The sequence below is a fragment of the Pseudoalteromonas sp. MMG012 genome, assembly GCF_018100875.1.
Lineage (GTDB): Bacteria > Pseudomonadota > Gammaproteobacteria > Enterobacterales > Alteromonadaceae > Pseudoalteromonas > Pseudoalteromonas aurantia.
In genome coordinates this window covers 69,448-96,056 of sequence record NZ_JAGJEF010000013.1, presented here as the reverse complement: position 1 = coordinate 96,056, position 26,609 = coordinate 69,448, and the positions used below count along the sequence as shown (strand labels likewise).

Below are 26,609 nucleotides of genomic sequence, written 5' to 3'. Positions count from 1 at the left end.
CCCATCCTACTTCAAGAGTGTATTTGTGTTACGCTTTCTTTTACCTTTCTAAAAGGGACCCACTCTAAATATGACCCACATCTCCATAGCCATTCACATGGTCCATATTGGAAGTAATGCAACCAAATTGCGCTTATGCCAATTTGTACCATAAACACCACAGACGCAATGATAAAACAAAGCATGGGGCTAAGCGTTTGATATAGTGATGCACCTAAGCTGGTAAAAAGTAACAAGCCAATAAAACTTTGTAATAAATAGTTACTCAGTGCTGTACGACCGACATAGGAAAAGGGCATAAGGAGTTTTTGTGCAATATGTTTGTGCCATAGCCATGCTATGCCCCATAGGTAGCATATGCCCAATGTAACATCACTTAAAAACATCATTTTGAACCACAGTGGGCGTAATAGTTCATTGCGATATAATTGGGTCTCAGGCAACAGCCAAAGAAAGATAACTTTATATATCAAGCCTATGATAGCAATGAAAATAGCCATATTTTTATAATGAAGCGTCCACTCCTTACTTGCGAAAGTTAATCTTGCTTTGCCAGCAGCGATACCTAACAAAAACATTGAAAGGGCAATAGGCCCTAAGTAAAAAAGTAGCATAGGTAAGTTAGCCACATACTCATGCCAGTGCAAAGTGATAATTTGCAAATAATTACCGTGACGCAAAGTATCGACAATTCCCTGTTCAGTATATGCCAATAATTGTTTGTCTAGTTGCACCGGAAGTGCTTGGAGTACTACATGGGTGAGTTGATCATAAAAGGGGAAAAGCAACAATACGCCACTGATACACACTAAGACTTTGCATGAAGCATGAATGAACACCAAACACAGTAAACCCAGGATGGCATACAGATGTACGACATCACCGGACCACAGAAAACTAATATGCGCTAAACCAAACATAAATAATATGCTCATTCGGCGAGTAAAAAAAGCAATGTAAGGTTGTTTAAGTTGTCGTTTTTTTTGCATTTGAGAGGCAATACCAAAGCCAAACAGAAATGAAAAAATGGGGAAGAATTTATTGTAGAAAAACAATTGTAATAGTCGGTTTACGGTGTCACTGAGCGGGTCTTGAAATTGTACTGAGAACGCATCTTGATTGATAAATAAACAATGCATAATTGTTATATTAACAAAGAAAACACCAAAAATTGCAAACCCCCTAAAAATATCAAGTAGTGGCAGCCTAGGTACTTGTTGAAGAGTCATGCTGTTGATTCTTATTGTTATTATTTACTTAAATATGATGCCATTTTGTACTTTTAATTACCACATTTATAGCACGTAAATACAGTGCTTATTTTTATGATGTAATTGCACATAATAAAGCAATGAGTCGCCGAAAGTAGTGTGGTGTATAGGTTGGTTTAAGGGAATAGATCTTGCGGATCTGCTAATAATAATTATACTGTGTTTATATACAGTATTTTGGTGGTTGCTTATGAATGACCTTATTGATTTATTGCAGCGTCAGCAATTGGTATGGCGTGGAGACGAACAGATTGGCAATATTGAACGTGTTAGCTCTGGGAACGATGAACTTGATGAAGCCTTACAAGGAGGGTTGCCCAAATATGGTGTTGTTGATATTCAAGCGCAGCAAGGCATTGGAGAGTTGCGTTTATTATTGCCATATCTAGTGCAACAGAAAAAGTTGACTATTTTTATTAACCCTCCGGGATATATAAATGGCCATGGGTTGTTTCACTTAGGCTTTGAGACGGCTTTGTTATTGAGTTTATCAGTTGATAATGAGATTGATGCACTATGGGCAGCTGAGCAGTGCTTGAAAAGTGCAGAATGTAGTAGTGTGTTACTTTGGCAAAATAGACTCGCGATACATCATATAAAGCGTTTACAGCTAGCAGCTGAACGAGGGCAAGCATCACTATTTTTAATGCGCAGTGCAGAGGGGGTTAACCTGTCTTTGCCTGTGTCTTTATGTTTAAAATTACAAGCTCATGAGCGTGGCCTTGCTATTACTATAAAAAAGCAAAAAGGAAGATGGGATAAAACACACTTTATACTCGATATTTCCAGTTATTGGCCTGCGTTATATCGACCGACAATAGAGAGGAAAGTCGTTTCGTTGGCACAGCATCGCCGCAGGTTAATAACATGACTTTGTGGGTATATTTACATTTTAATAGCTTGCAATTAGATAGTTTATTTTGTGAACAAGCGCATCAACCTATCATTATTGTGGAGGGGAAAGACAATAGAGTTGTACAAGCGTGTACCAAGGCACAAACAGCAGGTATCACCATTGGGCAAGGCCTTGGGGCTGCGGCATCATTGTGTCAGAATTTACAGGTACAGCCCTATAATAAAGAGCTTGAACAAGAAAAATTAAAAGAAATTGCCCATAGCTTATACACGCTGACGAGTGATATCTGCTTTTTTGCGGATGCAGGTTTATTACTGAGGGTTAGTAATATGTTGAGCCTGTATCAGGGGCTGCACGCTTACTGGCAATCTATAAGTACTTTATTAAACCGTTTGGGATTTAATTATTGTTATGCCTGTGGCTATTCACCTTTAGCTGCTAGGTTGTTGGCAAGAAACGGCATGAATAAAATCACGGATGATCATGCACTACTCTTACGTGCAGTGAGAGCTCATGCGTTACATGAAAGTGACTTACCGCATAACATGAGCGAGCAACTAACTCGAGTAGGAGTACACACCTTAGATGCGCTTTTATCTATCCCAATGGTGCAATTAGCAAAGCGTTTTGACGCCGAGCTGGTGCATTATGTGGGTCGTTTACTTGGGCATTTTAAGCATCCAGTGAATTTTTATCAGCCGCCCGAGCGCTTTTCGCGTGAGTTAGAATTGCTTTTCGAACTAGAGAATATAAGTTGGTTAAGTAAACCGCTTAATAAATTATTACTCCAGCTGGAAGATTTTTTATCGAGTCGTAATAAGATTGCGTATCAAATTAATATCACATTACAGCAAAGAGACTGTGAGGCGTTAGTGGTAACCGTACAGTCCAAAGAGGGAGAATATAAAGCGACGAAGTGGTTAGCACTGAGTGAGCTTGCGATGTCAAATGTTCAGCTTGATGCCCCTATACAGGGGCTAAGTTTACAGGCTAAGCGTATTACAGCTTATGAAAATACCAATGGTGATTTATTTTCAAAACAGCAAAAAGGAGGCTCTCGCACTGCCTTGCTTTCTATATTGCAAGCTAAGTTAGGCGAACATGCGATACATACAATGCAAGTGCATGCTGATCACCGGCCGGAGAAAGCAAATAGTTCGGTTACTCTGGGTGCTGATACACCTGATTTGATACGTGATGCGAGTTTTATACGGCCAACAATTATGCTGCCCTTTCCTGAGATCTTATCTGAAAAAGTAATTATACAGCAAGGGCCTGAACGTATTTCAACAGGGTGGTGGGATGCACAACCTATTATTCGAGATTATTTTATAGCGAGAGATCCTAGTGGGCGATGGTTATGGGTATTTAGAGATCCAACACAGCAATGGTTTGTACATGGCGTGTTTCACTAATGCGGTACGCTGAATTATTTTGTCAGAGTAACTTTTCATTTTTGCAAGGTGCTTCACATCCAGAAGAGTTGGTAAAACAAGCTGACTTTTTGAAGTATGACGCCCTTGCTATTTGTGATGAGTGCTCAGTTGCAGGTGTCGTACGAGCCCATACAGCAGTAAAGAAATATGGGTTAGGTGTTAAACTGATCATTGGTAGCTTATTACGTTATCAAGACTTAGAGCTGGTGGTTATTTGCCCAAATCGTACAGCATACGCAGAATTATGCCGAGTCATCAGCAATGCGCGTAAGCGCAGCAAAAAAGGGCAATATGAATTGGCTTTATGGGATGTGATGTCAATAAAGCATGGGTTTATTTTATGGCTACCAAGTTTATCTGAGCGGGACAATTATTGGGCATCGTGGTTACAGCAATATCATGCTAACCGTTTATGGATTGGCGTACAGCGACACTTACAAAATAATGATGCGGCTTACTTAGCACATTGTGAGTCACTCAGTGCACAGTTTTCATTGCCGATAAGTGCATGCGGTGGGGTGCTCATGCATAGCGCTACTCGACAGCGCTTACAACATGTTCTCCATGCGATTAGATTAGGTACCTCGGTTGAAAAAGTCGGTAGTACTTTGTTATGTAACGCTGAGCGCTCTTTAAGAAGCATTAATAAGTTAAGTAAGTTGTTTAAAAAAGCATGGGTGGACAATTCGGTTGTGATAGCAAAGCGCTGTGAGTTTAAGTTAGACTCGTTGCGTTATGAATATCCAAGTGAGTTAGTACCTCGCTCTCACACTGCTATGAGTTATTTACGTGCATTAGTTGAACAAGGGAAACAGAGGCGCTTCCCCAATGGGGTACCCGATCATATTATAGGGATTATACATAAAGAATTAGCGTTAATAGAGGAGCTTGATTACGCGTATTTTTTTTTGACGATACACGATGTGGTGATGTTTGCTAAACAACAAGGCATTTTATATCAAGGACGCGGTTCAGCGGCTAATTCGGTCGTATGCTATTGCTTAGAAATTACTTCAGTGGATCCTCAGCAGATTTCGGTATTATTTGAACGTTTTATTAGTAAAGAGCGCAATGAACCGCCGGATATTGATGTTGACTTTGAACATCAACGCCGAGAAGAGGTGATCCAATATATTTATAAAAAATACGGCCGAGAACGAGCTGCTTTAGCTGCGACAGTCGTGAGCTATCGGTTTAAAAGTGCGGTGCGGGATGTGGGTAAAGCGCTGGGTATTGATACCACTCAACTTGAGTATTTTATAAAGAATATAAATCGTCGTGACAAATCACAACACTGGCAGGCACAAATTGTTGAACTTGGGCTCGCCCCTCACTCTTTTTTGGGGCAACTATTCATTGAGCTTGTGGATGAAATTATGGGATTTCCAAGGCATTTATCGCAGCATGTAGGTGGCTTTGTAATTTCTGCTGGACCTTTGTATGAATTGGTGCCCGTCGAAAATGCCAGTATGACAGAGCGCAGTGTTATTCAATGGGATAAAGACGATTTAGAAAGTTTGGCGTTACTTAAAGTAGATATACTTGCTTTGGGCATGCTCACCGCGATTCGAAAAGCATTTCAAAAAATAGAATTACATTTAGGCCATCGTTGGCAAATAGCCGATATAACACGTTTGCAAGAGGATGCGCAGGTATATGGCATGTTACAAAATGCAGATACGGTAGGCGTCTTTCAAATTGAATCGCGTGCACAAATGAGCATGCTACCGCGTTTAAAACCTGCTTGCTATTACGATTTAGTGATTCAAATTGCGATTGTACGTCCAGGCCCAATTCAAGGAGATATGGTACATCCATTTTTAAAACGTCGTAATGGTGAAGAAGAAATTAGTTACCCCTCGGAAGCCGTTAAAGATGTGTTGTCTCGTACTATGGGTGTACCGATATTTCAAGAGCAAGTGATTAAACTCGCAATGGTGGCTGCTGGCTTTAGTGGCGGAGAGGCGGACCAATTACGCCGAGCAATGGCTGCATGGAAAAAGTCAGGTGAATTAATGCAGTTTAAAAATAAGCTGATAAACGGTATGCAAGAGCGAGGGTATACTCAAGCATATGCAGAACAAATATTTTCGCAAATTTGTGGATTTGGAGAGTATGGTTTTCCAGAAAGCCATTCAGCCTCTTTTGCGGTTTTGGCGTATGTATCGGCATGGCTAAAGTATTATTATCCCGCTTTTTTTTATTGTGCATTATTAAATAGTTTACCTATGGGTTTTTATAGTGCGTCACAGCTATGTCAAGATGCTGAGCGTCATAATGTAACAATATGGCCGGTGTGCGTGAATCAGTCGGATTATGATCATAAAGTATGTGAAACAGATAACGGTTTTGTCATTCGCTTAGGGCTTAGATTAATTAAAGGACTTAAAGCAAGCATTGCAAAAACGGTGGTGACTGAACGGCCTGAGCAAGGATATAAAACTGTGGAAGCACTATTTGAGGTGGTATGTGAACACCATACGATGTCGCATTTGGCCTCAGCCAATGCATTACATACTGTTACCAATGGGCGATACAGTGCCCGATGGGCAATAATGGATAGAGAGTCAACCCTACCATTATTTAGAACGCCAGAATCAGTTGTGGAACAAATACAAAAGAAGAATATAGCTCCAGTAGGAGAAGCCGAAGAGATTGCCACGACGATTGAAGATTATAAATCAACAGGATTGAGTTTAAATAAGCACCCGATCACCCTATTAGACGAGGCAGGAAAGTTAACGCACTTTACGCGCGCGCAGCACCTTATGAACTTACAGCATAAATCTTGGGTAACGGTTGTCGGGGTTGTGACGGGAAAGCAATCACCGGGGACCGCAAAAGGAGTGACTTTTTTCACGTTAGAAGATGATACGGGAAATATTAATGTTGTTGTATGGTCAGGTACTGCAAGAGCACAAAAGCAAGCATATTTAAACGCAAAAATATTAGAAGTAAAAGGGATTATAGAAAAAGAAGAGAAAGTAATTCATGTGATAGCAGGGCGCTTGACTAACTTAAGCGACCTGCTAACAATGTAATGGTGGGCTCAATGACTAGAGTGTATGTGTGTAAGTTGCTGTAATAGCAATTATAGTTATTTTTGATGCATTATGTTGAGAAGGTATACAGAATTATTTGAAAGGATATGTATGGAACATGTGAGTGAAAGTGAATATAAAAATGCGGTATTAGCATTACTGAATTCAGAGCCAGATGCGGGGTTAATGGCACCATATATTTCAGTGTTAGTTGAGTACCTTGCTACTACTACGGGGATCAGCGCACATTTTGATATGAATGAGTGGAATGATGCTACCACCGATCAAGGTGTCGCAATATCGCCCGTACAGGCTGCGAAGTGCTTACAGGAAACGTTACGCAGTCAAAAATTTATGCAAGGGGTACATTCAGCAATAAAAGATAAAGCTGCTCAGAGTGATGAAACGATTCAAGTGCTTTATGCTGGGACTGGGCCATATGCAACATTATTACTGCCTTTACTATCGGTGTTAGAATACACACAGGTTAAGGCAACACTAATAGATATTCACCCAGAAAATGTAGCAGCGGTAAAAGCGCTGATCACGCATTTTGGTGTTGAAGATAATATTATTGACATAGTGTGCGCTGATGCGACTCAATGGCAAGCCTCAGAAAATAGGTTATTCGACATCATTATTTCAGAAACAATGACCGCATTATTAAAACGAGAACCCCAAGTTTTTATTTTTGCACATTTATCTCAGTATTTAAAACCTTCAGGTGTACTTATACCAGAAGAAGTATCACTTAAGTCATGGCTAGTAGATGACATTAATCCGGATGTTTTATTGGGTGAGTTTTTTAAGTTAGATCTGGAGCATGCGCTAGATATTTATAAAGGTGATCGCAGTGCGTTTTCTGGTTCTCAACTTATTCCTGAGGGGTTTGAAACAGGATATCGATTTAAGTTAACTACAGATATTAAGGTATATGGAACACATTATTTAACTGAAAATGAGTGTAGTCTCAATATTCCGCTGACCTTTTTACCACACAAAGCGATACTTAAAGGAGGTGATAAAATTCACTATGACTATGTGACTCCCAATAGTGCCGATTTCGTATTCCGATTTCCTTTAAAGGTAATACCTACATCAGAGCAAGAACTATCTAGTTGGGACGTTACAACACGCAATGGCATAAAATTGGTCAAAAGAATATATGAACGCTCACAAACAGGGAAGCATGGCGGGGGACTTAGTGTGCCAGACAATGAGTGGCAGGCTCAATTGAGATTAGTAGAATTGCTGGATTTGCCATTACATAGTGTGATGCAAGCATTATTCGAATATGAATCGTTTCCATTATTTGAACAGTGGTTAATTGAGCACTATGAAGGGTTAGAAAATCCCGTTGCAGTTAATACAATGAATGACGCATTGATGGATTGCCTATTATCAAAAAGTGAGAATACGCCAGTATAGATCTTGTATTACTTAGCCTATGGTGACTGAATGAGTATGTGATCATAGGTTATTTATTCTTGCTTATAAATAGCCTATTTTTCACCTTCACACCACTTAACGCAATTCTTTCGTATTTTATTTCATGGCTGCTAGTGTAAGTTATACTAAATCATTTTAGGCACTTTAGTTATGCATCAAAATAATAAAAATCATACTCGGTTGTTGAGTGCTTTATTGTCATTCGCCTTTTTACTTTATAGCTTTTTAAGTCACGCTGAAACGGAATTGGCTGATATGATCTTGCCCATGAAAGCACGTGCACAATGGATTGATAATAATACTCAGGAACGGGTAAAAGTACTTTTACCTCAATTGATGAAAGACACAAATATTGATATGTGGATACTAATCAGCAGGGAATATAATGAAGACCCCGTATTAAAAACCTTGCTCCCTGCCACGTGGTTATCAGCGAGAAGAACAACAGTTTTGCTTTTCGCACGCAACAAACATGGTCAAGTGGATGCATTGGCTATTGCACCATACAATGTGGGTGACGTGTTTCAAAGGGCTTGGAATAAGTCAGAACAACCCGATCAATGGAAAGCTTTGGCTGAGGTAATAGAAAAATATAAACCAAATAGCATCGCGCTGAATACCTCCGAGCATTGGGCACATGCTGATGGGCTGGTTGTCACTGATAAAGACCTACTTGTTGCCCATTTACCAAAAGGCTATCAAAAGAAACTGGTATCAGCTGAACCGCTAGCTGTGGCTTGGTTGGAACAACGTACTAAAAATGAAATATTCCAGTATGGTCAGATTGTTAAAATTGCCCATGCAATCATTGAAGAAGGTTTTTCAAGTAAGGTAATAAAAGTCGGGGAAACAACGACAGATGACCTGACATGGTGGTACCGAGAAAGAGTACGAGAATTAAAGCTCACCACGTGGTTTCACCCAAGTGTGTCAATTCAAAGAGCTGGTGTGGAGGCCTTTGATCATGAGGCGAGCTTTACCAATGCCAATGGTGAAAATGTAATCCAACCGGGAGACCTATTACATTTAGATTTTGGTATAACATATTTGCGTTTAAATACAGACACACAGCAGCACGCTTACGTACTTAAAAAAGGAGAGTTGCAAGCACCAGATTATTTACAGAATGCGCTCGCCAAAGGTAATTTATTGCAAGATATTTTGACAGAACAATTTGTGGTAGGGCGTACTGGTAATATGATTTTGAAGCGAGCTCGTGAGTTTGCTATAGCTCAAAAATTAAAGCCGACCATCTACACGCACCCAATTGGTTTTCATGGTCATGGCGCGGGCACGACAATAGGTATGTGGGATGCTCAGCAAGGGGTTGTTGGCGATGGTGATTATCCTTTACATCTCAATACGGCTTATTCGATAGAGCTTAACAACGCAGTCTATCTGCCACAATGGAACAAAGAGATCCGTATTATGTTGGAAGAAGATGCGATTTTTACCAGTGAGGGTGTGCAATACTTAAATGGACGACAAACACAATTGTTTTTGGTAGAAAGTGCTTCAAAATAACGACATGGAATGGGGCAAAAAAGGATGTTTCTATACATTTTATGTCATGTCGATTTTATTCAATACAGGATAATTAGGTACGCGTTACATTATGGTTTTAATCATAAGGAACGCCACATGATAGCAATTAACTATTATAAATTAGCACCAAATGCGGTTGAAATATTGTTAGAACAAGAGGCATATTTGAAAACCGCATTTGGCGATTCTAAATCTCTAAATTTGTTACTATGGGATTTAATCAAAATGCGTGTGTCACAAATTAATCAGTGCGCTCATTGTATTGATATGCATAGTAAGAGCGCTATATCTAATGGGGAGTCAATAGAGCGGTTGTTTGCATTGAGTGCATGGCAAGCATCATCACTTTTCTCAGAAAAAGAGCAAGCCATATTGAAATGGGCAGAGTTAATCACTGCCAATCAGGATATCGACGGTATTGAATTGGTCAATTTACAGCGACATTTGGATAAACGCGCGATTTGTGATTTGACCTTCGCAATTAATGCAATTAATAGCTGGAATCGAATCGCCAGAGTGTTTAAACCCGAAATATAATGGGTAGAAAGTAATGAAAATGTTGCTGCAACAGAGGGATGGTTTCGATTTACGCATCTATTTCCCTCAAGGGAAGTTGACGAAATACGTGCAGGGTATTTGGGTTGCAAATTATGATAGCAACAACATATTGTTGCGGCACTTAAAAGCCAATGCATCTAATTCAATTGTGTATTGTTTATCAGGTAGTGTATTACTGGGGGATGAGAAGAGATCAGCAGGTGTGTACTTATGCCCAACGGCATCACAAGCGCAAAAAATCGCGTTTTATCCAAATACCCGGGTTGTGGGCATATGTTTTCAACCTGGAGGGATGGCGCAATTATCTCCACTGGCACAACCAAATGAAATTACCCCAGCGCAGAGCATTGAGTCTGAAAAACATGATACGTGGGATGCGTTATTACACCTTTCATGTTATAGCCAAAACCCGCAGGCGCTGCTCACTCTTTTGTATCGGAAGTTACTCCCGTTATGTGAGTTAGCGCAAGGGTTTGATCCCGTAATGATAAAAGCACTGTCTCGCTGTAAACAGCCGCTATTATTACAAAATGTTGTAAGAGAATTACCTATTGGTCAACGACAGCTTGCCCGATTGTTTAAACAATCGCTTGGGATCACGGCTAAACAATATCAACGTATTGCTAGGGTTAATAACACAATCGATTATTTAAAAAAGGTGCCAAAATGTAGCTTAACACAGTTGGCTTATGATTTTGGTTACTCAGATCAAGCGTATATGACACGTGAATTTAAATACTTTACTCACCATATTCCCAGTTATTATTGTCAGGAAATGGCGTAGGCCTTTTGTGAAAAAGGCAATAACACCCGAAATATCATTAAGATATTACATGTCACTGTAATGCTCTGTAATTGCTGATATTGGTTAATACCACTAACCTATTTGCATTGAACTAAGAGTTGTTAATTATAAGTGAGTGATGAGAATGAGAGTTCACAAAGGACATGTAAGCCATAAAATTCAAGAAAGTAAACAGCACTTGCTGTCTTACTTTGTTAGTGAGAAAGGGCACTTGGCTGTATGCAATAAAACGGTACACGATGTGAGAATACATTGCGCATGTTCATTGCCTCCACTCGTTATTTGCTTGCACAAAAGCATGGAGTGCTGTTAATGGTTAACGTTACGCCGAGTACACTTGAATTAAACAAAGTTTTTGCAGGTGAAAATTTTACTCATGCATGTATATGCTCGCATACGCCACTAAAAAATTGGTTGTTATTGGATTTTGATATTCATCAATTCCCCTTTGCAAAAATCATGAGTAAACAGATTTTAAAGTGCAATAATATTGATAAGTATCATGAGAGTATCATGAGAGTATCATGAGAGTATCATGAGAGTATCATGAGAGTATCATGAGAGTATCATGGCACAAAGAGCACAATTTGGATTACCGCAAAAGTTATTCTCTCAGGATAATTTATTTTTTAGAGACATGATCATTACTCAAACTCAAGGAAGTGGCTTAATTGAATTATATCATCAGTTTATTAACAAGTTCTTAGCGTACAAGGTTGCTCATGAACTCAGTTTTGATGAACGTCCAGATATACGGGTTCATCTCCCCGGTACACTGCCTGTCAGCGAATTCCATGATGACTATTCTATAACTCATCACTTTGAACAAATTAATATGTGGTTGCCCTTAGTGGATACCGCGGGTACATCAACTTTGTGGTTAGAATCAGATTATGGGACAGGTCAAGTTACACCAATTGATGTTAAGTATGGACAAGTTTTACTTTTCGATGGAGGGATCCTAAAGCATGGGAGTCGCAAAAACGAGACTAACAACACACGGATCAGCTTAGAATCAAAATTGTCTTTATTAGGTGCGGGTTTACGTGCGGATGCCGTTCATTTACTCGATCGTTTCAGTTTTGTGCAATGACCTGATTTGTTGTTTTTTGTGCACAGCAGCGTTGTTTGTGCACAGCACCCAGAGTAAGTTATTATTCTTCGGCGGCTAGTTAAGCAGTTAAGTTCCCCACTCGTATGTCATACACTCAGTTTTATCTATTGCTGAATCCCTAAATCTAAAAACCTCTAAATCTAAAAAACTCTAAATCTAAAAACCCACTTTTGTCGTTGAGTATGGTTCGATGATCATGTCGTTTTTTACATGGTATGTGTATTTAATGTGTTTTTTGTATTTTTTGCGTTTGTTAGATGTTTATTTTTTGTATTTTATTTGTTTATAATGCGATTGAAAAAGGTACGCAGTGATGAAGTTTCACCCATCACTATCCAATAAAACAATAAAATAATATTCAGGGGAATAATGTGAAAGGACGAAATATAATCGCCATAAGTGTTAAAGTTGCCTTATTGGCATCCGCTGCATCATGTGGTGTAACGGTCGCTGCTGACAAGGGAGATACGATAAAACTCGACAGGATTGAAGTAACGGGTTCAAGAATTAAGCGTACTGAAATTGAAGGCCCTGCACCGATTCAAGTGCTGACTGCGGAAGATATTCAGGATAAAGGCTTTCCTAATATTTATGAAGCAATCCAGTCTTTAACGGCTGCAACGGGGACCATTCAAGGGCAAGGTATTACGAATTCATTCACACCAAATGCAGAAACGGTTAATTTACGTGGGCTAGGGCCAAATAGAACTTTAGTCTTGTTAAATGGTAGACGAGTAGCGAACTATCCACGTGCATTTAATAGTCAAAATAATGTGTTTAATTTATCAACAATACCGACGTCAGCAGTTGCTAGAATAGAAATTGTAACCGGAGGAAAGTCAGCGGTATATGGTTCTGATGCTATGGCAGGTGTTGTTAATATAATAACCAAAAAGAATGTTGAGCACACTACTGTAACAGCACTAGCAAGTACCACAGATCAAGGCGGCGCAGACAATCGTAAGTTTACGATCACAGGTGGAGCGAATACAGAATCATTTTCTTGGACGTACTCAGTTGATTACTCAAAACAAGATATGCTACTCGGTAATGAAAGAGACTGGTTAGACTCTGTGGATGATGGACCGGCCACTGATACTCAACCACTATATTCACGAGTCAACTCACGAAGTGTTATGGCTTGGACGATTGCGGGCGGCTCTCAATATGTTCACCCTAATGAATTCATCAATGGCGCATGTGATCAATGGACTGAATATGATTTATCTTTACGTCCCGACCGAGGTTATTATTGCGGAAAGGATACAACAGGTGATAGCTCGTATATAAATGAGCGCGAAAATGTGTCGATTTATAACAATTTTCAGTGGGATCTTTCAGATGAGCACCAAGTTTTTGGTGATTTACTCTACTGGAACAGTGACTCAGCAAACCAAGGCGGTTTAGGTCCCAGCTGGCGTTCAGATAACTCCCCAATTGATAATTTAGCATACGGTCGTTTCTTTTTAGATGAGACAGCTGAAAACAGGCCTTTATATTTACAGCGTACGTTTACGCCATCAGAAATTGGCGGTGACAACAAGGGGCATTTCGAAGATGACATGTATTTTGTTGCGGCGGGCATGAAAGGCATTGTACTTGAAGAGATAGCGTACGAAGTTGCATTCTCGCACAGTAAATCGAAAAACTCAGAGTCTGAAATATTGGTTGCAGCAGATAAAGCCAGAGACTACTTTTTAGGTGCAAGGCTAGATGCCAACGACCCGCTATATAGTCCTGACTGGCAGCGTTTTTGGCGTCCATTAGGCCAAGCAGGACGAGACGCTATTTTAGAGTCTAATGATTCCACAGCAGATGCAAGTGTTACAACATTAACGGCGAGTTTGTCTGGTGCAATCATGGAGTTATCAGCAGGAGATTTAGGATTTGCGGCCGTTGTTGAGTATGGTTCGGAGGATTATCGAATTTCAGCCCATCCACGCACATTAGATGAAAGCAAAGGATGGGGTAACGGTTTAACAGCTACAGAAGGCAGTGGTGAACGCGATAGGTATGGAGTCGCACTTGAATTTGAAGTGCCAATTACAGAGCAAGTGAAAGCCAATATTGCAGGCCGTTACGACTATTATGATGATAATACCGATGTAGATGGTGCATTTACCTATCAAATTGGAATTGAATATCGACCTACCGATGATTTGTTAGTGCGAGGAAGTTATGGCACATCATTTAGAGCGCCTGACATTCATCAAGTGAATGCGGGCCCATCTGGGTCTTATAGCGGTATAACGGATGATCATTTAGAGCTTTTATGTCAAGACTATATTTCGGCTGGCAGAACCAACGATGGTGCATTAACAGAGCAATGTGATCCAGACAGTGCTGGACGTTTGCGTGCATCACAAACTATTTTTATCGAACGTACGGGTAATACAAAGCTAAAAGAAGAAACTGGATTTTCCGCTACGGTAGGGTTTGCATGGGAGGTAGCTGAAGGACTTGATTGGACATTTGATGCTTATCGAATTCGTATTGAAGATCAAGTGGAGTCATGGAATTTAACCGATTTTTTCAAAAATGAAGCTGCGTGTCGTCGAGGAACTGCCAATGTCACTGCAGAGCGTTGTGATGAAATAATAAGTCGTGTGGACCGTTTTCCAGGTACTAATCCAACCAACGGCTATAGTGTTGATAAAATACGGACGACATATGTCAATCAATCATTTAACGAACTAACAGGTATTGAAACGAACGTAATATATAAATATGACGCGGGTAGTTGGGGTGAATTTACTGCCAATATGCGTTACAACCATGTTTTAGAAGTGATCCGCCAAGAATTTCCAGGAGATCCCATAAATAAAGAGTATCGAGATGATTTTGATAACGATGATCTACGTTCAAAAGTAGATAACACTTTTACTTGGCATAAAAATGCATGGCGTGTTTCTCTACAACAAATTCGCTATGGTTCAACATGGAATGCAGAAGACCCAAATGGACAAGTTGAAAATAGAGCGGTGCTGGGAGGGCGATTAAAACCGTGGCTGATTTATAATGCTGGTGTGACATATGACATCAATGATGCACACTCATTGAGGTTTGGGGTTAATAATTTACGCGATACCAGAGCACGTAATGATGGCTCTTGGGATTCCGGGAGACCGTGGTTTAATCGTGAAGTTTACCCGACCACAATTGCTGTGATGGGACGTTCATTCTCGTTGCAATATACTGGTAGTTTTTAGGCTAGTTTAATTGAAGAAAAACCACTTGATATGTGGTTTTTCTTATGCATGTAGTTTGGGTTAGTGCTAATAACTTCATGTGAGCAACTTATTACACTAGAAATAGTGGTATGAGTTACAGCGACGTTACAGGGTCAAAGTTAAGAATAGAAATTAGGTTTTAGTATATATGTTCGATGGCCACGAGTATCTCGGTAAAATAAGAGGGATATTTCTAAGCTATCAATATGCCAACAGTTTTCCGCCAGCATATTGATAAACAATTTGTTATTTTAGCCAGCTTTTGGGAGGACCGAGTAAAAGTCCTAAATTATCAGCATATTCTAATATATTTTTCAGCTCACTTTGACAAATAGCCCAAGCATTTTGTGCTAATTGACAATCTAGAATTACATCATGTGTTGCTAAATGAATAGTTAACCCTTCAGCACGTGCTCTGTCTAATAACTTCCATACAATTTCCCAGCTGGGTCTCTCCAGTCCATCAATTGACATCGCACTACCCGCTCTAGTTGATGGTCCATTCCAATTAACACTGAATAAGCGAACAGTGGAAAATATTTGAGAAAGCTCTTTTGTTATACTTTCAGTACCCCAACCATACGGATAAGCGAAATGCTTAAGGTTATAATCTTTATAGAAATCAATACATCTCTGTATTTCCTGTTTTATATAATCACCTTTATACGTTCGAGCAAATTGGTGAGAGCATGAGTGATGGCCTATTATATTTCCCTGTGCGAATAGTGAATCAATATAATGCTTCTGATCTCTTTGAATGACAGTATCAGCATTGACGTAGTAGATTGCTTTCATATTATATAAATCAAATATAGGCTGAGCGCGTTCCCACCAAGATTCAGCGTATGCATCATCGAAAGAAATCATTAAACGGCCAATAGGCTTGAATTCTGTTGTGATGGCACATGCTTCAGTTAAATTATTTACTGTATATGTATTACCCGTTAGCATGCCATTACAGCCAGATACATTTGCAACCTCAAATCCATTTTGGGGTGTAATTTTAAAGGATATATTCTCTCCATGCTTAACCTTCGCGGATGCAGGGGAGATAACCCCAAAGTTGTTATCTTCATTAATCAGTGTATTAATTAAGTAAGACTTTCTTTCAAATTCAACGTTTAACTTACATTCCTCTACAACATTTTTAATAGTGAAACTGTTACCTTTAAGTATACCAAAACAACCATTAATCGTGCGTATTTGGTAGCCTTCATTGGGCGTGATCATGAAACTATGAGATTTACCATGTGTCACTTTGGTAATAGCCGGCTTAATATTACCCTGTTCCACTTTTACAGAAGAAATAGTGTAGGTCGAAGGCAAAAATGAGGCTGAGATAGTACAATCATTTTTTACTTTGTTAATGATGTAGGTACTACCTTTAAGCATGCCATTACACCCAGTAACGTGATCAATACTGTAACCCGTAGCAGTTGCCAATGAAAAATTATACTTTTCATTGGGAGAGGCCATAAGTGATGCGGGTATCACTTCTCCGTTACCACTGATTTGAGTTGCGATGTTTATTTTTTTTTCAGTGTTAGTATTGTTGGTGCTTGCGCTGGTGCCGACATTTTCGCTAATTAGAGGCGCATCACTCGATGATTGATTGTTGCATCCGGAGATGGCAACAACGAATGCGCTCCCTAAAAAAAACCTTGAAGCGTATTTATTTTTACTGAAGAACATATATCTTCCTTGACCTATTTACCTAAAAAAGGTGCGCATACTAATATATTGAAGTGTATTTGAAAAGGGTAAATTTGTTTTTGATCGAAAATATTTACTTTTATGTTGTTGTAATGTAAAGCTTGTTTTTTTTGCGTGTCGGTTTGTTGCAGAAGTGTGTTTTTAGGTACAAGCTGTATTTTTACAGAAATTGTGAGAATTTTTTGAGTTGTGTGCTTTGGTTTTCTTATCACCATTGAAGATAGCAAAAAAGGCATGCATTACCCTATTTTTGATGAAGCGAGCTTCATGTTCAATATATAAAGAGATAACTAAATATAATTCGCGACAATAGCGCTTAACGACTAAATTAGAAAGTAATGTGCTAACTAACTGAATAATTAGGCAGGGCAATGACGATAACGAACAGGCAAAAGCAATTGGTGCAGCAGAGTTTTGCGCAGGTTGAACCCATTGCAGAGCAAGCTGCTGATATTTTTTATACTACCCTTTTCCAATATGATCCATCGTTAAAGCCTTTATTTAAAAATAGCTTGAAAAGCCAAGGCCAAAAGTTGATGGCAACCCTTAAGGTTGCGGTAAATGGTTTAGACGATTTAGATGCACTAATACCTATCTTGCATAAACTTGCTGATAGGCATGTTGCATATGGCGTGCACGCCAAGGACTTTACCCCAGTAGGTAATGCGCTCTTACATACACTTAAAGTTGGGCTGGGTAATAGTTGGACCCCAGAAGTACGTCAAGCGTGGGTTGATGTTTTCAGGATCATTGCCACAGTAATGAAAGCACATGCATTTCGAGAGTAAGCGGGATAGGTTGTACGCTTATGATTAATTGCGCACCAGATAATGCGTGTAAGAGCACAGATTATCTGGTGTAAGCACCACTAAGAGGAATTACCGTTGGTTAACTACGTAGTTTTTACATGCACCAAGGTCTTTATATCTGTGCGCATGCCCTAATGTCATCGGTTGTACGCTGTGTAGCGGGCCGCCCGTTACTTGCCAATTTTTCCCTGCAAAGCTTACGGTGTCACCTGTGTTATAAATAGCAGGATATGACTGCCAAGGATCAGCGCAAGGTTGGCATTTGGGAAGTGCTTTGGCAATCACATTTAGCAGCTTATATTGCTCATCTCTCGAGTCTTGATGTAACTCCCAAATAAACACCCCAGGATATCCATTTTCAGCAACGAATTGTGTTTTGGTGTGTATTAAGTTTGGGGTTTCCCAAAAGTATGCATCGTTATCTAAGATATATTGCCCGCTGTTATAGTCTATACCGAGCCCTTTGACTAGGTTATCAACAATGTCACGAGATGTGTACACTGATACAGGGCCATTTTTACCATCGATAAATGTTTTATTGTAAAATGGCAGGCCTAGGCTGGTTTTACTTACATCATATTTAGTTATCATGCTTTGACTGGCGATGTTTGGATTTACGAGCCCACTATGAATATCGTCCCATGATGCATGATGTTTAATAGGAGAGCCCCCCCAGCCTCCTGTATAGTCATAGGCCATAAAGCGAATGATATCAGCATATTTGTCTAAGTCGGGGTGAAAGTTGATGCCTGACCAACCACCGGCTTGTACGTCGACAGTTACCTCAATATGTTTAGGCAGTGCTGCGCGGAGATCTTTGACTAAATTTAGGAGCCTGTTACTTTCTTCAGGGTTAGGTTGGTTATAACTACTCCAATCTTCCCAGTCAACGTCTATACCGTCGAGATTATGTCGCTTTGCATATTCAACGAGGTTAAACACAAGCTGACTTCGAGCAGCTTCATCCATTGAAAGAAAGTCAACCCCAGCGCCGCCGACCGATATCATCACACCGGTATTATTGGCATGTGCATGACTCACAATATCATCGATATATTGATCCGCTTCTTGAGTATCAAGACTGCCATCAGACTGCGGGTAAGCAAATGCAACAATAATGTGAGTGAGTTGGTCGGTCGCCAAATCTTTAATATCCATATTACCACCGGCAGGGTGATCCCATGTCGCGTAAAACCCTTCAACACGAGGGCAAGACTGCTCTACTGATGCCATTACTGAAAGCGGGAGCACGCTGACTAAGCTGGCCATAACTGTTTTTTTAAACATTATATAATCCTTAATTCTACATGTTGTATATCGTTTAGCGACTTTGTTGTAGCACTAATATTAATTTTATGTAAAGTGAATAAAAATAATGTAAGGAGAAGCACACTTAATCGTTGTGAAAGATAAGAATAAGCAATGATGTGATCTATGGGTAAGTGATTTATGTACTTGTATTAAAGAGTGAGGAATAGCCTAGTTTTGGATATAACATACGTTTATTTAGACAAAAATTAACATCACAAGGCAATACCTTAGTAGATGGGGTGGAATTTTAATTAATATAAAACAAATGCTTAGTTGTTTTTGTGGTTTTATTTTTGATTGAGAGAGTAAGGTGAACAGTCGACGTATATGTGATAGCGCGAAGCGTATTTTGGATCTGTTTTATGGGTTGAGAGACAGCGGTTGTAATTATATATTCTTATATTGATGTGCCGTGTAAATATTATCAATTTCAAATAACGAAACTATTTACTTTTAACCTGTTGTTTTAAATCTATTATTTAATTTTTATGTCGGTTTCGTTAACAATCTTTTACAATCCAGCTTCATTTACCTATGTTAATTTTTATGTTTTCTGATACATTTTTTAACGAAAATAATAACAAATGACAGGTTTAACCATGATCAAGCAACAAAAAAACAACAAAGTACTTTTCAGCGCAACTTTACTATCGCTTGCTGTTTCAGCGTCGTTACAGGCAGCACCAATGCTAGAAGAAGCAAATAAATCGCCTCTTCCAAAGCGTTATATCGTTAAATATAAATCAGGAACAACTTCAGCTGTAATGGGCAGTGAAGGTGAGATGTCACATCTCACTCAATCTAGAATGTTTAACCTAGGAATTAACAATGCACAATTCAAACCGAGTCTGAATGCCGTTGTAACACCATTAACCAGCGCACAGCTGCAAACACTACAAGAAGACAGCGATGTTGAATACGTTGAGGAAGATTTACCACGTCGTCTAATGTCTCAAGATATCCCTTATGGCATTAGTTTAGTTCAAGCTGATCAGGTTGATGATATGGTTGCATCAGCAGCCAGCGGCGGTAAAAAGATCTGTGTAATTGACTCTGGCCTAGATTTGCCACATGAAGATATGGGTTCTAACGGTGGAACTATATCAGGCACCAATGACAGAGGCACAGGAAACTGGTTTGAACATGGTGGCCCACATGGTACACACGTGGCTGGCACAATTGCGGCATTGAATAATGGTATTGGCGTTCGAGGTGTGATTGGCACAGATCCTTCAATGCATATTATTAAAGTATTTAATGCAAGTGGTTGGGGATATTCATCAGAGCTTGTTGACGCAGTTAACAAATGTCAATCGGCAGGTGCAGATGTTGTAAACATGAGTTTAGGTGGTGCAGGTTCAAGCACGACTGAACGTAATGGTATGCAAGCCGCTGCAGATGCAGGTATGTTATTAATTGCCGCAGCGGGAAATGACGGGGTGTTATCTAACCCAACGGATCTAGAAAGTTTCCCTGCATCATATGATTCAGTTATGTCAGTTGGTGGTGTAGATAAAAATAAAGATTTATACACCAGCTCACAAAAGAATAGCCAAGTAGAAATTGCAGCGCCAGGCGTTGATGTGCAATCGACTTACCCAGAAGGTGATGGCTCTTCAGTATCTTTAACTGTAAATAGTATTTCGTATGATACCAATGCAATGGAAAACCAAGGTGTTGTTACTGCTTCTTTATATGATTTTGCAACTGGTGAAGCGACTGACAATGGTGCCAATGGTAAGGTGTGTTTAATTCAACGTGGTGCTATTTCGTTCCATGATAAAGTTAAGAATTGTGAAGACAGTGGCGGCGTAGGCGCGATTATATATAATAATGCAGCTGGGAGCTTCAGCGGTACTTTAGGTGATTCAAACCAAACAACGATTCCAAGTTTAACAGTGACTGATGTTGCTGGTGCAGCCATGCTAGCGGATGCAGGTACATCGGCGGCTATTAATATCAGCCCAGGTAACTACGGAAAAATGACCGGTACTTCAATGGCTTCTCCTCATGTTGCTGGTGTTGCTGCATTGGTATGGAGTCATCACCCAAGCTGTACCGCTGCACAAATTCGTACTGTGTTAACAGCAACAGCGGAAGACTTAGGTGCACCAGGAAGAGATGTGCAGTTTGGCCATGGTTTAGTTCAAGCAAAAGCAGCTGTTGATCACTTAAATGCAAATGGTTGTTCAGGTACACCAGGTGGTGACTTACCGGCAATTGATGAGACAACAAATAACATTAATGTTTCGCGCCGTAACTGGGTTCGTTATACGTTTGACTTAGCGGATGGTTATTCAAACTTTAACGTTGCAATGTCAGGCGGTACAGGTGATGCTGATTTGTATGTAACGTATGGCAAAGCATCTACTCGTTCGAAGTGGGATTGCCGACCTTATGCTGGTGGTAATGTTGAAAATTGCGCATTTACTAACCCGCAAGCAGGCACGTGGTATATCGATGTTTATGGTTATAGTACTGCGACAGGTGTCTCTGTGAATATCACAGCAACACCGTAATAAAATCTATTAGCTTAGAATAGGGCCGCATAAGCGGCCTTTTTTATTTCTATATTACTCACTAATAGAGAGAGACTAATATCAGCCAGGTTTATTCCATCACTAGGTGAATGTAATTAAAATGTTATATGAAAATGTAAAGCTAGCGCCGCTCAATCAATCGGATTGGGCGTTATTTTTAGAAATGAACCAATGTTCTCGTGTAATGAAATATGTGTACGATTGTTTACCATTAGAGGTGATCAGGTTTAATTTCAGCCAGCGAATAATAAGAACGTCAAAGGAGAGCGAAAGTTGGTATTTTAGTATTACTGATAGTAAAACGAATGAGAAAGTTGGCAATATAGGTATGCAACTAATAGACAAAAAGCAAGGTATTAGCGAAGTTGGGTTTATGTTAAAGCCGAATGCGCATGGCAAAGGGTACGCTACTGATGCTTTAAAGTTGTTAGTGGAGCATGCTTTTGAGACATTGCATATGCAAGAACTGACGGCAACTTGTGCAACTAATAATATTGGTTCTTATAAATTGCTAGAGAAAGTCGGGTTTACGCGTATTCGAAAGTTAACGAAGAACACCATGATTAAAGGTGTGTTAGTCGATGACTCTGTATATTCAATAACTAACAAGAGTGCATAAAAAAACTTAAGAAGCCACTAAAGCTCGCCGCTTTATACATTCTCAGTACGCGATATTCACCCCCACATGATACAATCAGTGGTTAATATACCTGTTGATAGATGGCTATTTGTCGTATCAAAAATAATAATTTATCGCTGAGTTGTTCATTGCAATGATCTCATACCTTTCTTTAATTGAGCTTTTATTCTAATTTAACTTGAATTCTTAAAATTTGAGCGTACACTTGCGCGCTCAAATTTAAGCTAACAGGTGTACGCTCAATTGAAACGAATATTACAGGCCGTCTCTAACAAGTTTTCACAATGGTTTTTACATCATCGAAGTTTTGCTGGGTATATTGAACCTGTGATACAGCACTTTAAACCCGCTTGGAGAGCCGACTTATATCGAGCTCATATCGAATGTGTGGAAAAAACGGCAGAACATTTTATTCGTGTATCTTTACGGCCTGAGCGTAACTGGCCTACCCATTTGGCAGGACAACATATAAATATAACGGTTGAAATGAATGGCCGTTTATTGACGCGTACTTTTACGATTGCGTCTTGCCCATATGAGCGTGATAAGCAGGGCTGTATCTCGTTATTAATACGCGTTGACCTTAATGGGCGTTTTACAAGTCAACTCTCTGAACAACTGAAAAAAATTGCATGGGTCAATATATCGAAACCACAAGGCACGTTTGTTGTTCAATCTCTAAAAAAGCCTCTACTTATGATTGCGGGAGGCTCAGGAATAACGCCATTCGCAGCAATGCTTACACAGCATTTACGTGATATACAGGAGCCAGTTCGCTTGGTGTATTTTGCTAAAGCAGATCAGCATCAACTTGTTGAACAGTTAACTCAGCTTGAGACTGAGCACCGTAATTTTAGCTTTGAGTTATGTACGAGAGCACACAGTAAAGCATTATCCTATTACTTATCAGTGAGCAACTTAGTGGATGTTTACTGCTGCGGACCGAATGAGATGCTACATGAGGTACAACAGGTGTGTGGTGATTTAGGACTAAAGTATTTTGACGAAGTGTTTGGTTTAAAAAAAGCACCGACTTATCACAGTTTGGATATGGGGGCTGAGCATACTTTAAATTTTGATGGCCAAGTCATATCGGTTAATAGCAGCGATGTGCTACTTAAACAATTGGAAGAAAAAAATGTTGCTGTAACCCGAGGTTGTGGCATTGGGATCTGTCACCAGTGCCAATGTGTAAAAAGTAAAGGTGTGGTCAGAGATATTCGCACTGGCGCGCTATCTGATAGTGGCCATCAGTTGATCCAATTATGTATCTCACAGCCCGTTTCTGATTTGGAGGTCACGTTATGAGTTCAGTTAATTTTGACTTATTGGCTGAGGAGTTAGATGAAATAAAGCAACTCACGTTAGCCAAAGTAGGTCAGTATGATGCAGATCATATTAGACGGGTAATAAGAATTCAGCGCTATAGTGAGTGGTTAGGTCGCGCTCTGTTGCTATTGGGGTTTTGGCAACCAGTTATATGGTTGCTTGGCGTTGTTTTACTTGCATTGGCTAAAATACTAGACAATATGGAGATTGGTCATAATGTAATGCACGGTCAGTATGACTGGATGAATGACAAAAACATAAACTCCATGGCTTATGAGTGGGATATTGCATGTGATGGACAGAGCTGGCATCGAGTGCATAATTATGAACATCACACTTATACTAATATCATTGGCAAAGACAGAGATTTTGGTTACGGGCTATTAAGGCTGTCTGATGACTTTCAATGGCGTTTAAAGAACACTTGGCAGTTTTTTACCTATATAAATTTGAGTGTATTTTTTCAGTGGGGTGTGTCTTATCACGAACTTGCAGCCGAACGGGTTTTTTTGGGTAAGAAAAAACAGAATCGAGACTATAAAGTATCACACGCTATATTGAAACGGCGCTTTTTTAGCAAAGGAAGTCGGCAATTGGTGAAAGACTATGTGTTGTTTCCATTGCTTGCAGGGCCGTTATTTTTATGGGTGCTCGGGGGCAATTTTCTGGCTAATTTACTACGTAATTTATGGACATCAACCATCATTTTTTGTGGCCATTTTACAGAGCAGACAAAAACGTTTAGTCAACAGCAATGCGAAAATGAAAGTCAAGGTCAATGGTACTATCGCCAAGCATTGGGATCGTCCAATATTCAAGGGGGAAATACTTTTCATATATTAACAGGACATTTAAGTTTTCAAATAGAGCATCACTTATTCCCTGACTTACCTTCGTCTAGGTATCAAGAAGTCGCGCCGATGGTGCAGTCTGTCTTTGCACGTCATGGAATTGCATACAATACAGGTACATTTTTTTGCCAATATGGCTCTGTGCTGAAGCGGATCATGCGTTATTCACTTCCCTGATTGTACAACTAGATAGTGCTACCGTTCCCACGGGGGGATATTGGTTTACTTTTAACCAGCTTAAACGTACGAAATTAAGCTGGTTAGTACCGCACTGAATTGCCCCTCATATTGCAGTACATGATGTGTGTTTATATTTGTGGGCAGCACGCAGTAACAAGGAAAAACCCAGTATTTAAGAGGCATACTAACCTCAGCTCTGGATAAGCGAATTTGCCCAATAAAGCTATTTTTTTCACTCTCGGCGTTGCTTTCATTTGTAATAGCCCGCTATTACTGCATAAAAGCGCCTTGATATTGAACAAAATATCGTCATTGGATTGTACGTAAGTTTATTTTTAAAACGTTTTCTATTCCAAAACCCTTATCCAAACCTGAGGTTAAGTAACCTCAGTTCTGGATAAGCGAATTTGCCCAATAAAGCTATTTTTTTCACTCTCGGCGTTGCTTTCATTTGTAATAGCCCGCTATTACTGCATAAAAGCGCCTTGATATTGAACAAAATATCGTCATTGGATTGTACGTAAGTTTATTTTTAAAACGTTTTCTATTCCAAAACCCTTATCCAAATCTGAGGTTATACTGGGTATCAATGACTTTCCTATAGTATGTTAAATAATCAATGCACTTTATTACATTGCGCTTTATTTCAATACCGGTGATGTGACTTAATTCAAAGCGCACATATCGCTTCTCTGCCTATTTTCCACTGCAAGACTCATGTAGATATCGTTTGGTTTATATTTGGCTAGGTTTGTCAAAATAATAGTTGTTTGCTTTTCGTATGAAATTAATTAGTAAAAATAATGCCAAATAAAACTAATGTAAACACTGTTGGTGAAGTGCCAATTTTATGTAAATGTAAATAAAATTAATCTGACGTGGTGGCTTTGTATTTATTTAAATTACTGATATTTAACAGGTTATGTGGTGTTTTTTATTTCTAATTATTTATTTTGAAAATATTTAGTTAAAAATTGTTAATTAATTTCATTGATATTAACTTTGGCTTGTAGTTAAAATAGGTTCAATTGATGCGGGGTGAGCCTGTATTCAATGAAATAAGTTACTTAAAAAGGAAATTAAACATGAATAAAACTAATGCGTTATTATTGGCTTCAACATTATTCTCTGGGGCAAGTTTTGCATTAGCACAAAATGTAGAAGATACGGATGGATACGAGCGTTTGACTCAATACGCTTCTGGTCCGGTGTCTTCTGCGACAATTATCAGCGAATATGCACATCACTTAACAGTGGAGTTGTTACTAGCGCAAGATACCAGTTACTGCGATGTAGCGAATGTTTATTCGAACACGGGGGGCTGGAATAACAATGGTGAGCATGTTGCCAATACGCGTGTGACTATTGATACAAATAACCCTTCAAAGTTGACTGCGTCAGTGGCCATTCCAGAGCAGTTTTTATCTACAAACAAAAAGTTGCGCGTAAGTTGTTACGATGCGCAAGGAACTGACTATAAAGTACAGGTTAATATCCCTGGTGCACCAGATGTGGATTGGCAAATTGACGTAACACCAAAAGGTGAGTTCGTTCACCAACCATACTCATTTGGCTACCACAGTGAGTATCATGTATCTAGCCGTTTAACGGTAAACAACCATAACAACCAAGCTTATTGTTCTGTTGTTGCTAATCGTGGTGTTGAGCTTGGTTTGTTTTCAGGTAAAGAGTCAAAAGGTCCATTCCATTCAGATGTATTCACTGCAAATAAATATGTCGTTAATGTGCGTCAGCCAGTGTTATATCAGATCTTAGAATGTGAAAACGCGGCAGGAAAAACACTCGCTGTAAAAGTATTTAGCTTGACCGACCCCAATGGTATTTACTTGCTTGAAGACCAGTTAATCGTAAAATAATCGAATTGACTTAGTTTTAGTTATAGCGTTATAAAAATGCAGACACCCTCGGTG

18 protein-coding genes are annotated in these 26,609 nt (G+C 39.5%); 15 read left to right on the top strand and 3 right to left on the bottom strand.

What is annotated here, in order from left to right:
- Nucleotides 1-11: 11 nt before the first annotated feature.
- Entirely contained in the window at nt 12-1,229 is a 1,218-nt protein-coding gene (locus J8L97_RS06940) for a DUF418 domain-containing protein (RefSeq protein ID WP_211048368.1), read from the bottom strand.
- Nucleotides 1,230-1,461: 232 nt separating this feature from the next.
- On the opposite strand from J8L97_RS06940, the gene imuA reads away from it, so the two are divergent.
- The 9 genes from imuA (at nt 1,462) to J8L97_RS06895 (ending at nt 15,284) form a co-directional block, all read left to right on the top strand.
- Nucleotides 1,462-2,142: a translesion DNA synthesis-associated protein ImuA gene (gene imuA / locus J8L97_RS06935; protein ID WP_211048367.1), complete on the top strand. Its 681-nt coding sequence runs from the start codon at nt 1,462-1,464 to the stop codon at nt 2,140-2,142.
- Entirely contained in the window at nt 2,139-3,542 is a 1,404-nt protein-coding gene (locus tag J8L97_RS06930) for a DNA polymerase Y family protein (RefSeq protein WP_211048366.1), read from the top strand. The genes imuA and J8L97_RS06930 overlap by 4 nt, the downstream gene beginning before the upstream one ends.
- Nucleotides 3,542-6,604 carry an error-prone DNA polymerase gene (locus tag J8L97_RS06925; RefSeq protein ID WP_211048365.1) on the top strand — a complete coding sequence of 1,021 codons (3,063 nt, stop codon included), beginning with the start codon at nt 3,542-3,544 and terminating at the stop codon, nt 6,602-6,604. The genes J8L97_RS06930 and J8L97_RS06925 overlap by 1 nt, the downstream gene beginning before the upstream one ends.
- 111 nt (nt 6,605-6,715) lie before the next feature.
- Nucleotides 6,716-8,032 carry a class I SAM-dependent methyltransferase gene (locus J8L97_RS06920; protein WP_211048364.1) on the top strand — a complete coding sequence of 439 codons (1,317 nt, stop codon included), beginning with the start codon at nt 6,716-6,718 and terminating at the stop codon, nt 8,030-8,032.
- A gap of 171 nt (nt 8,033-8,203) precedes the next feature.
- Nucleotides 8,204-9,577 carry a M24 family metallopeptidase gene (locus J8L97_RS06915; protein ID WP_211048363.1) on the top strand — a complete coding sequence of 458 codons (1,374 nt, stop codon included), beginning with the start codon at nt 8,204-8,206 and terminating at the stop codon, nt 9,575-9,577.
- 117 nt (nt 9,578-9,694) lie between these two features.
- Complete coding sequence (locus tag J8L97_RS06910) at nt 9,695-10,135, top strand: carboxymuconolactone decarboxylase family protein (protein WP_210998078.1); 441 nt, start codon at nt 9,695-9,697, stop codon at nt 10,133-10,135.
- A gap of 13 nt (nt 10,136-10,148) precedes the next feature.
- On the top strand, nt 10,149-10,940 hold the full coding sequence (locus J8L97_RS06905) for a helix-turn-helix domain-containing protein (RefSeq protein ID WP_211048362.1): 792 nt from the start codon (nt 10,149-10,151) through the stop codon (nt 10,938-10,940).
- A gap of 589 nt (nt 10,941-11,529) precedes the next feature.
- On the top strand, nt 11,530-12,054 hold the full coding sequence (locus tag J8L97_RS06900) for a hypothetical protein (protein ID WP_211048361.1): 525 nt from the start codon (nt 11,530-11,532) through the stop codon (nt 12,052-12,054).
- Nucleotides 12,055-12,446: 392 nt separating this feature from the next.
- On the top strand, nt 12,447-15,284 hold the full coding sequence (locus tag J8L97_RS06895) for a TonB-dependent receptor domain-containing protein (RefSeq protein ID WP_211048360.1): 2,838 nt from the start codon (nt 12,447-12,449) through the stop codon (nt 15,282-15,284).
- A 267-nt stretch (nt 15,285-15,551) separates the two neighbouring features.
- On the opposite strand, the gene J8L97_RS06890 is transcribed toward J8L97_RS06895, so the two are convergent.
- A complete protein-coding gene (locus J8L97_RS06890; protein ID WP_211048359.1) occupies nt 15,552-16,997 on the bottom strand; it encodes a polysaccharide deacetylase family protein in 1,446 nt (481 codons plus the stop codon).
- 392 nt (nt 16,998-17,389) lie between these two features.
- Here J8L97_RS06890 and J8L97_RS06885 point away from each other — a divergent pair, with 392 nt between their 5' ends.
- Nucleotides 17,390-17,806, top strand: a complete 417-nt coding sequence (locus J8L97_RS06885; protein WP_192507652.1) for a globin family protein — start codon at nt 17,390-17,392, stop codon at nt 17,804-17,806.
- 90 nt (nt 17,807-17,896) lie between these two features.
- On the opposite strand, the gene J8L97_RS06880 is transcribed toward J8L97_RS06885, so the two are convergent.
- Nucleotides 17,897-19,114 (bottom strand): glycoside hydrolase family 18 protein, encoded by a 1,218-nt coding sequence (locus J8L97_RS06880; protein WP_211048358.1) that lies wholly within the window; start codon nt 19,112-19,114, stop codon nt 17,897-17,899.
- Nucleotides 19,115-19,737: 623 nt separating this feature from the next.
- Here J8L97_RS06880 and J8L97_RS23760 point away from each other — a divergent pair.
- From J8L97_RS23760 to J8L97_RS06855, 5 genes are all read left to right on the top strand, one after another.
- Nucleotides 19,738-21,657, top strand: coding sequence for a S8 family serine peptidase (locus J8L97_RS23760; protein ID WP_210998073.1), 1,920 nt, complete (start codon nt 19,738-19,740; stop codon nt 21,655-21,657).
- Between the two features lie 121 nt (nt 21,658-21,778).
- Entirely contained in the window at nt 21,779-22,297 is a 519-nt protein-coding gene (locus tag J8L97_RS06870) for a GNAT family N-acetyltransferase (RefSeq protein ID WP_211048357.1), read from the top strand.
- Between the two features lie 264 nt (nt 22,298-22,561).
- Nucleotides 22,562-23,626: a flavin reductase family protein gene (locus J8L97_RS06865; RefSeq protein ID WP_247688559.1), complete on the top strand. Its 1,065-nt coding sequence runs from the start codon at nt 22,562-22,564 to the stop codon at nt 23,624-23,626.
- Nucleotides 23,623-24,675, top strand: a complete 1,053-nt coding sequence (locus tag J8L97_RS06860; protein ID WP_211048356.1) for an acyl-CoA desaturase — start codon at nt 23,623-23,625, stop codon at nt 24,673-24,675. Before J8L97_RS06865 ends, J8L97_RS06860 begins: the two co-directional genes overlap by 4 nt.
- A 1,088-nt stretch (nt 24,676-25,763) precedes the next feature.
- Nucleotides 25,764-26,555: a hypothetical protein gene (locus J8L97_RS06855; protein WP_211048355.1), complete on the top strand. Its 792-nt coding sequence runs from the start codon at nt 25,764-25,766 to the stop codon at nt 26,553-26,555.
- Nucleotides 26,556-26,609: the final 54 nt, after the last annotated feature.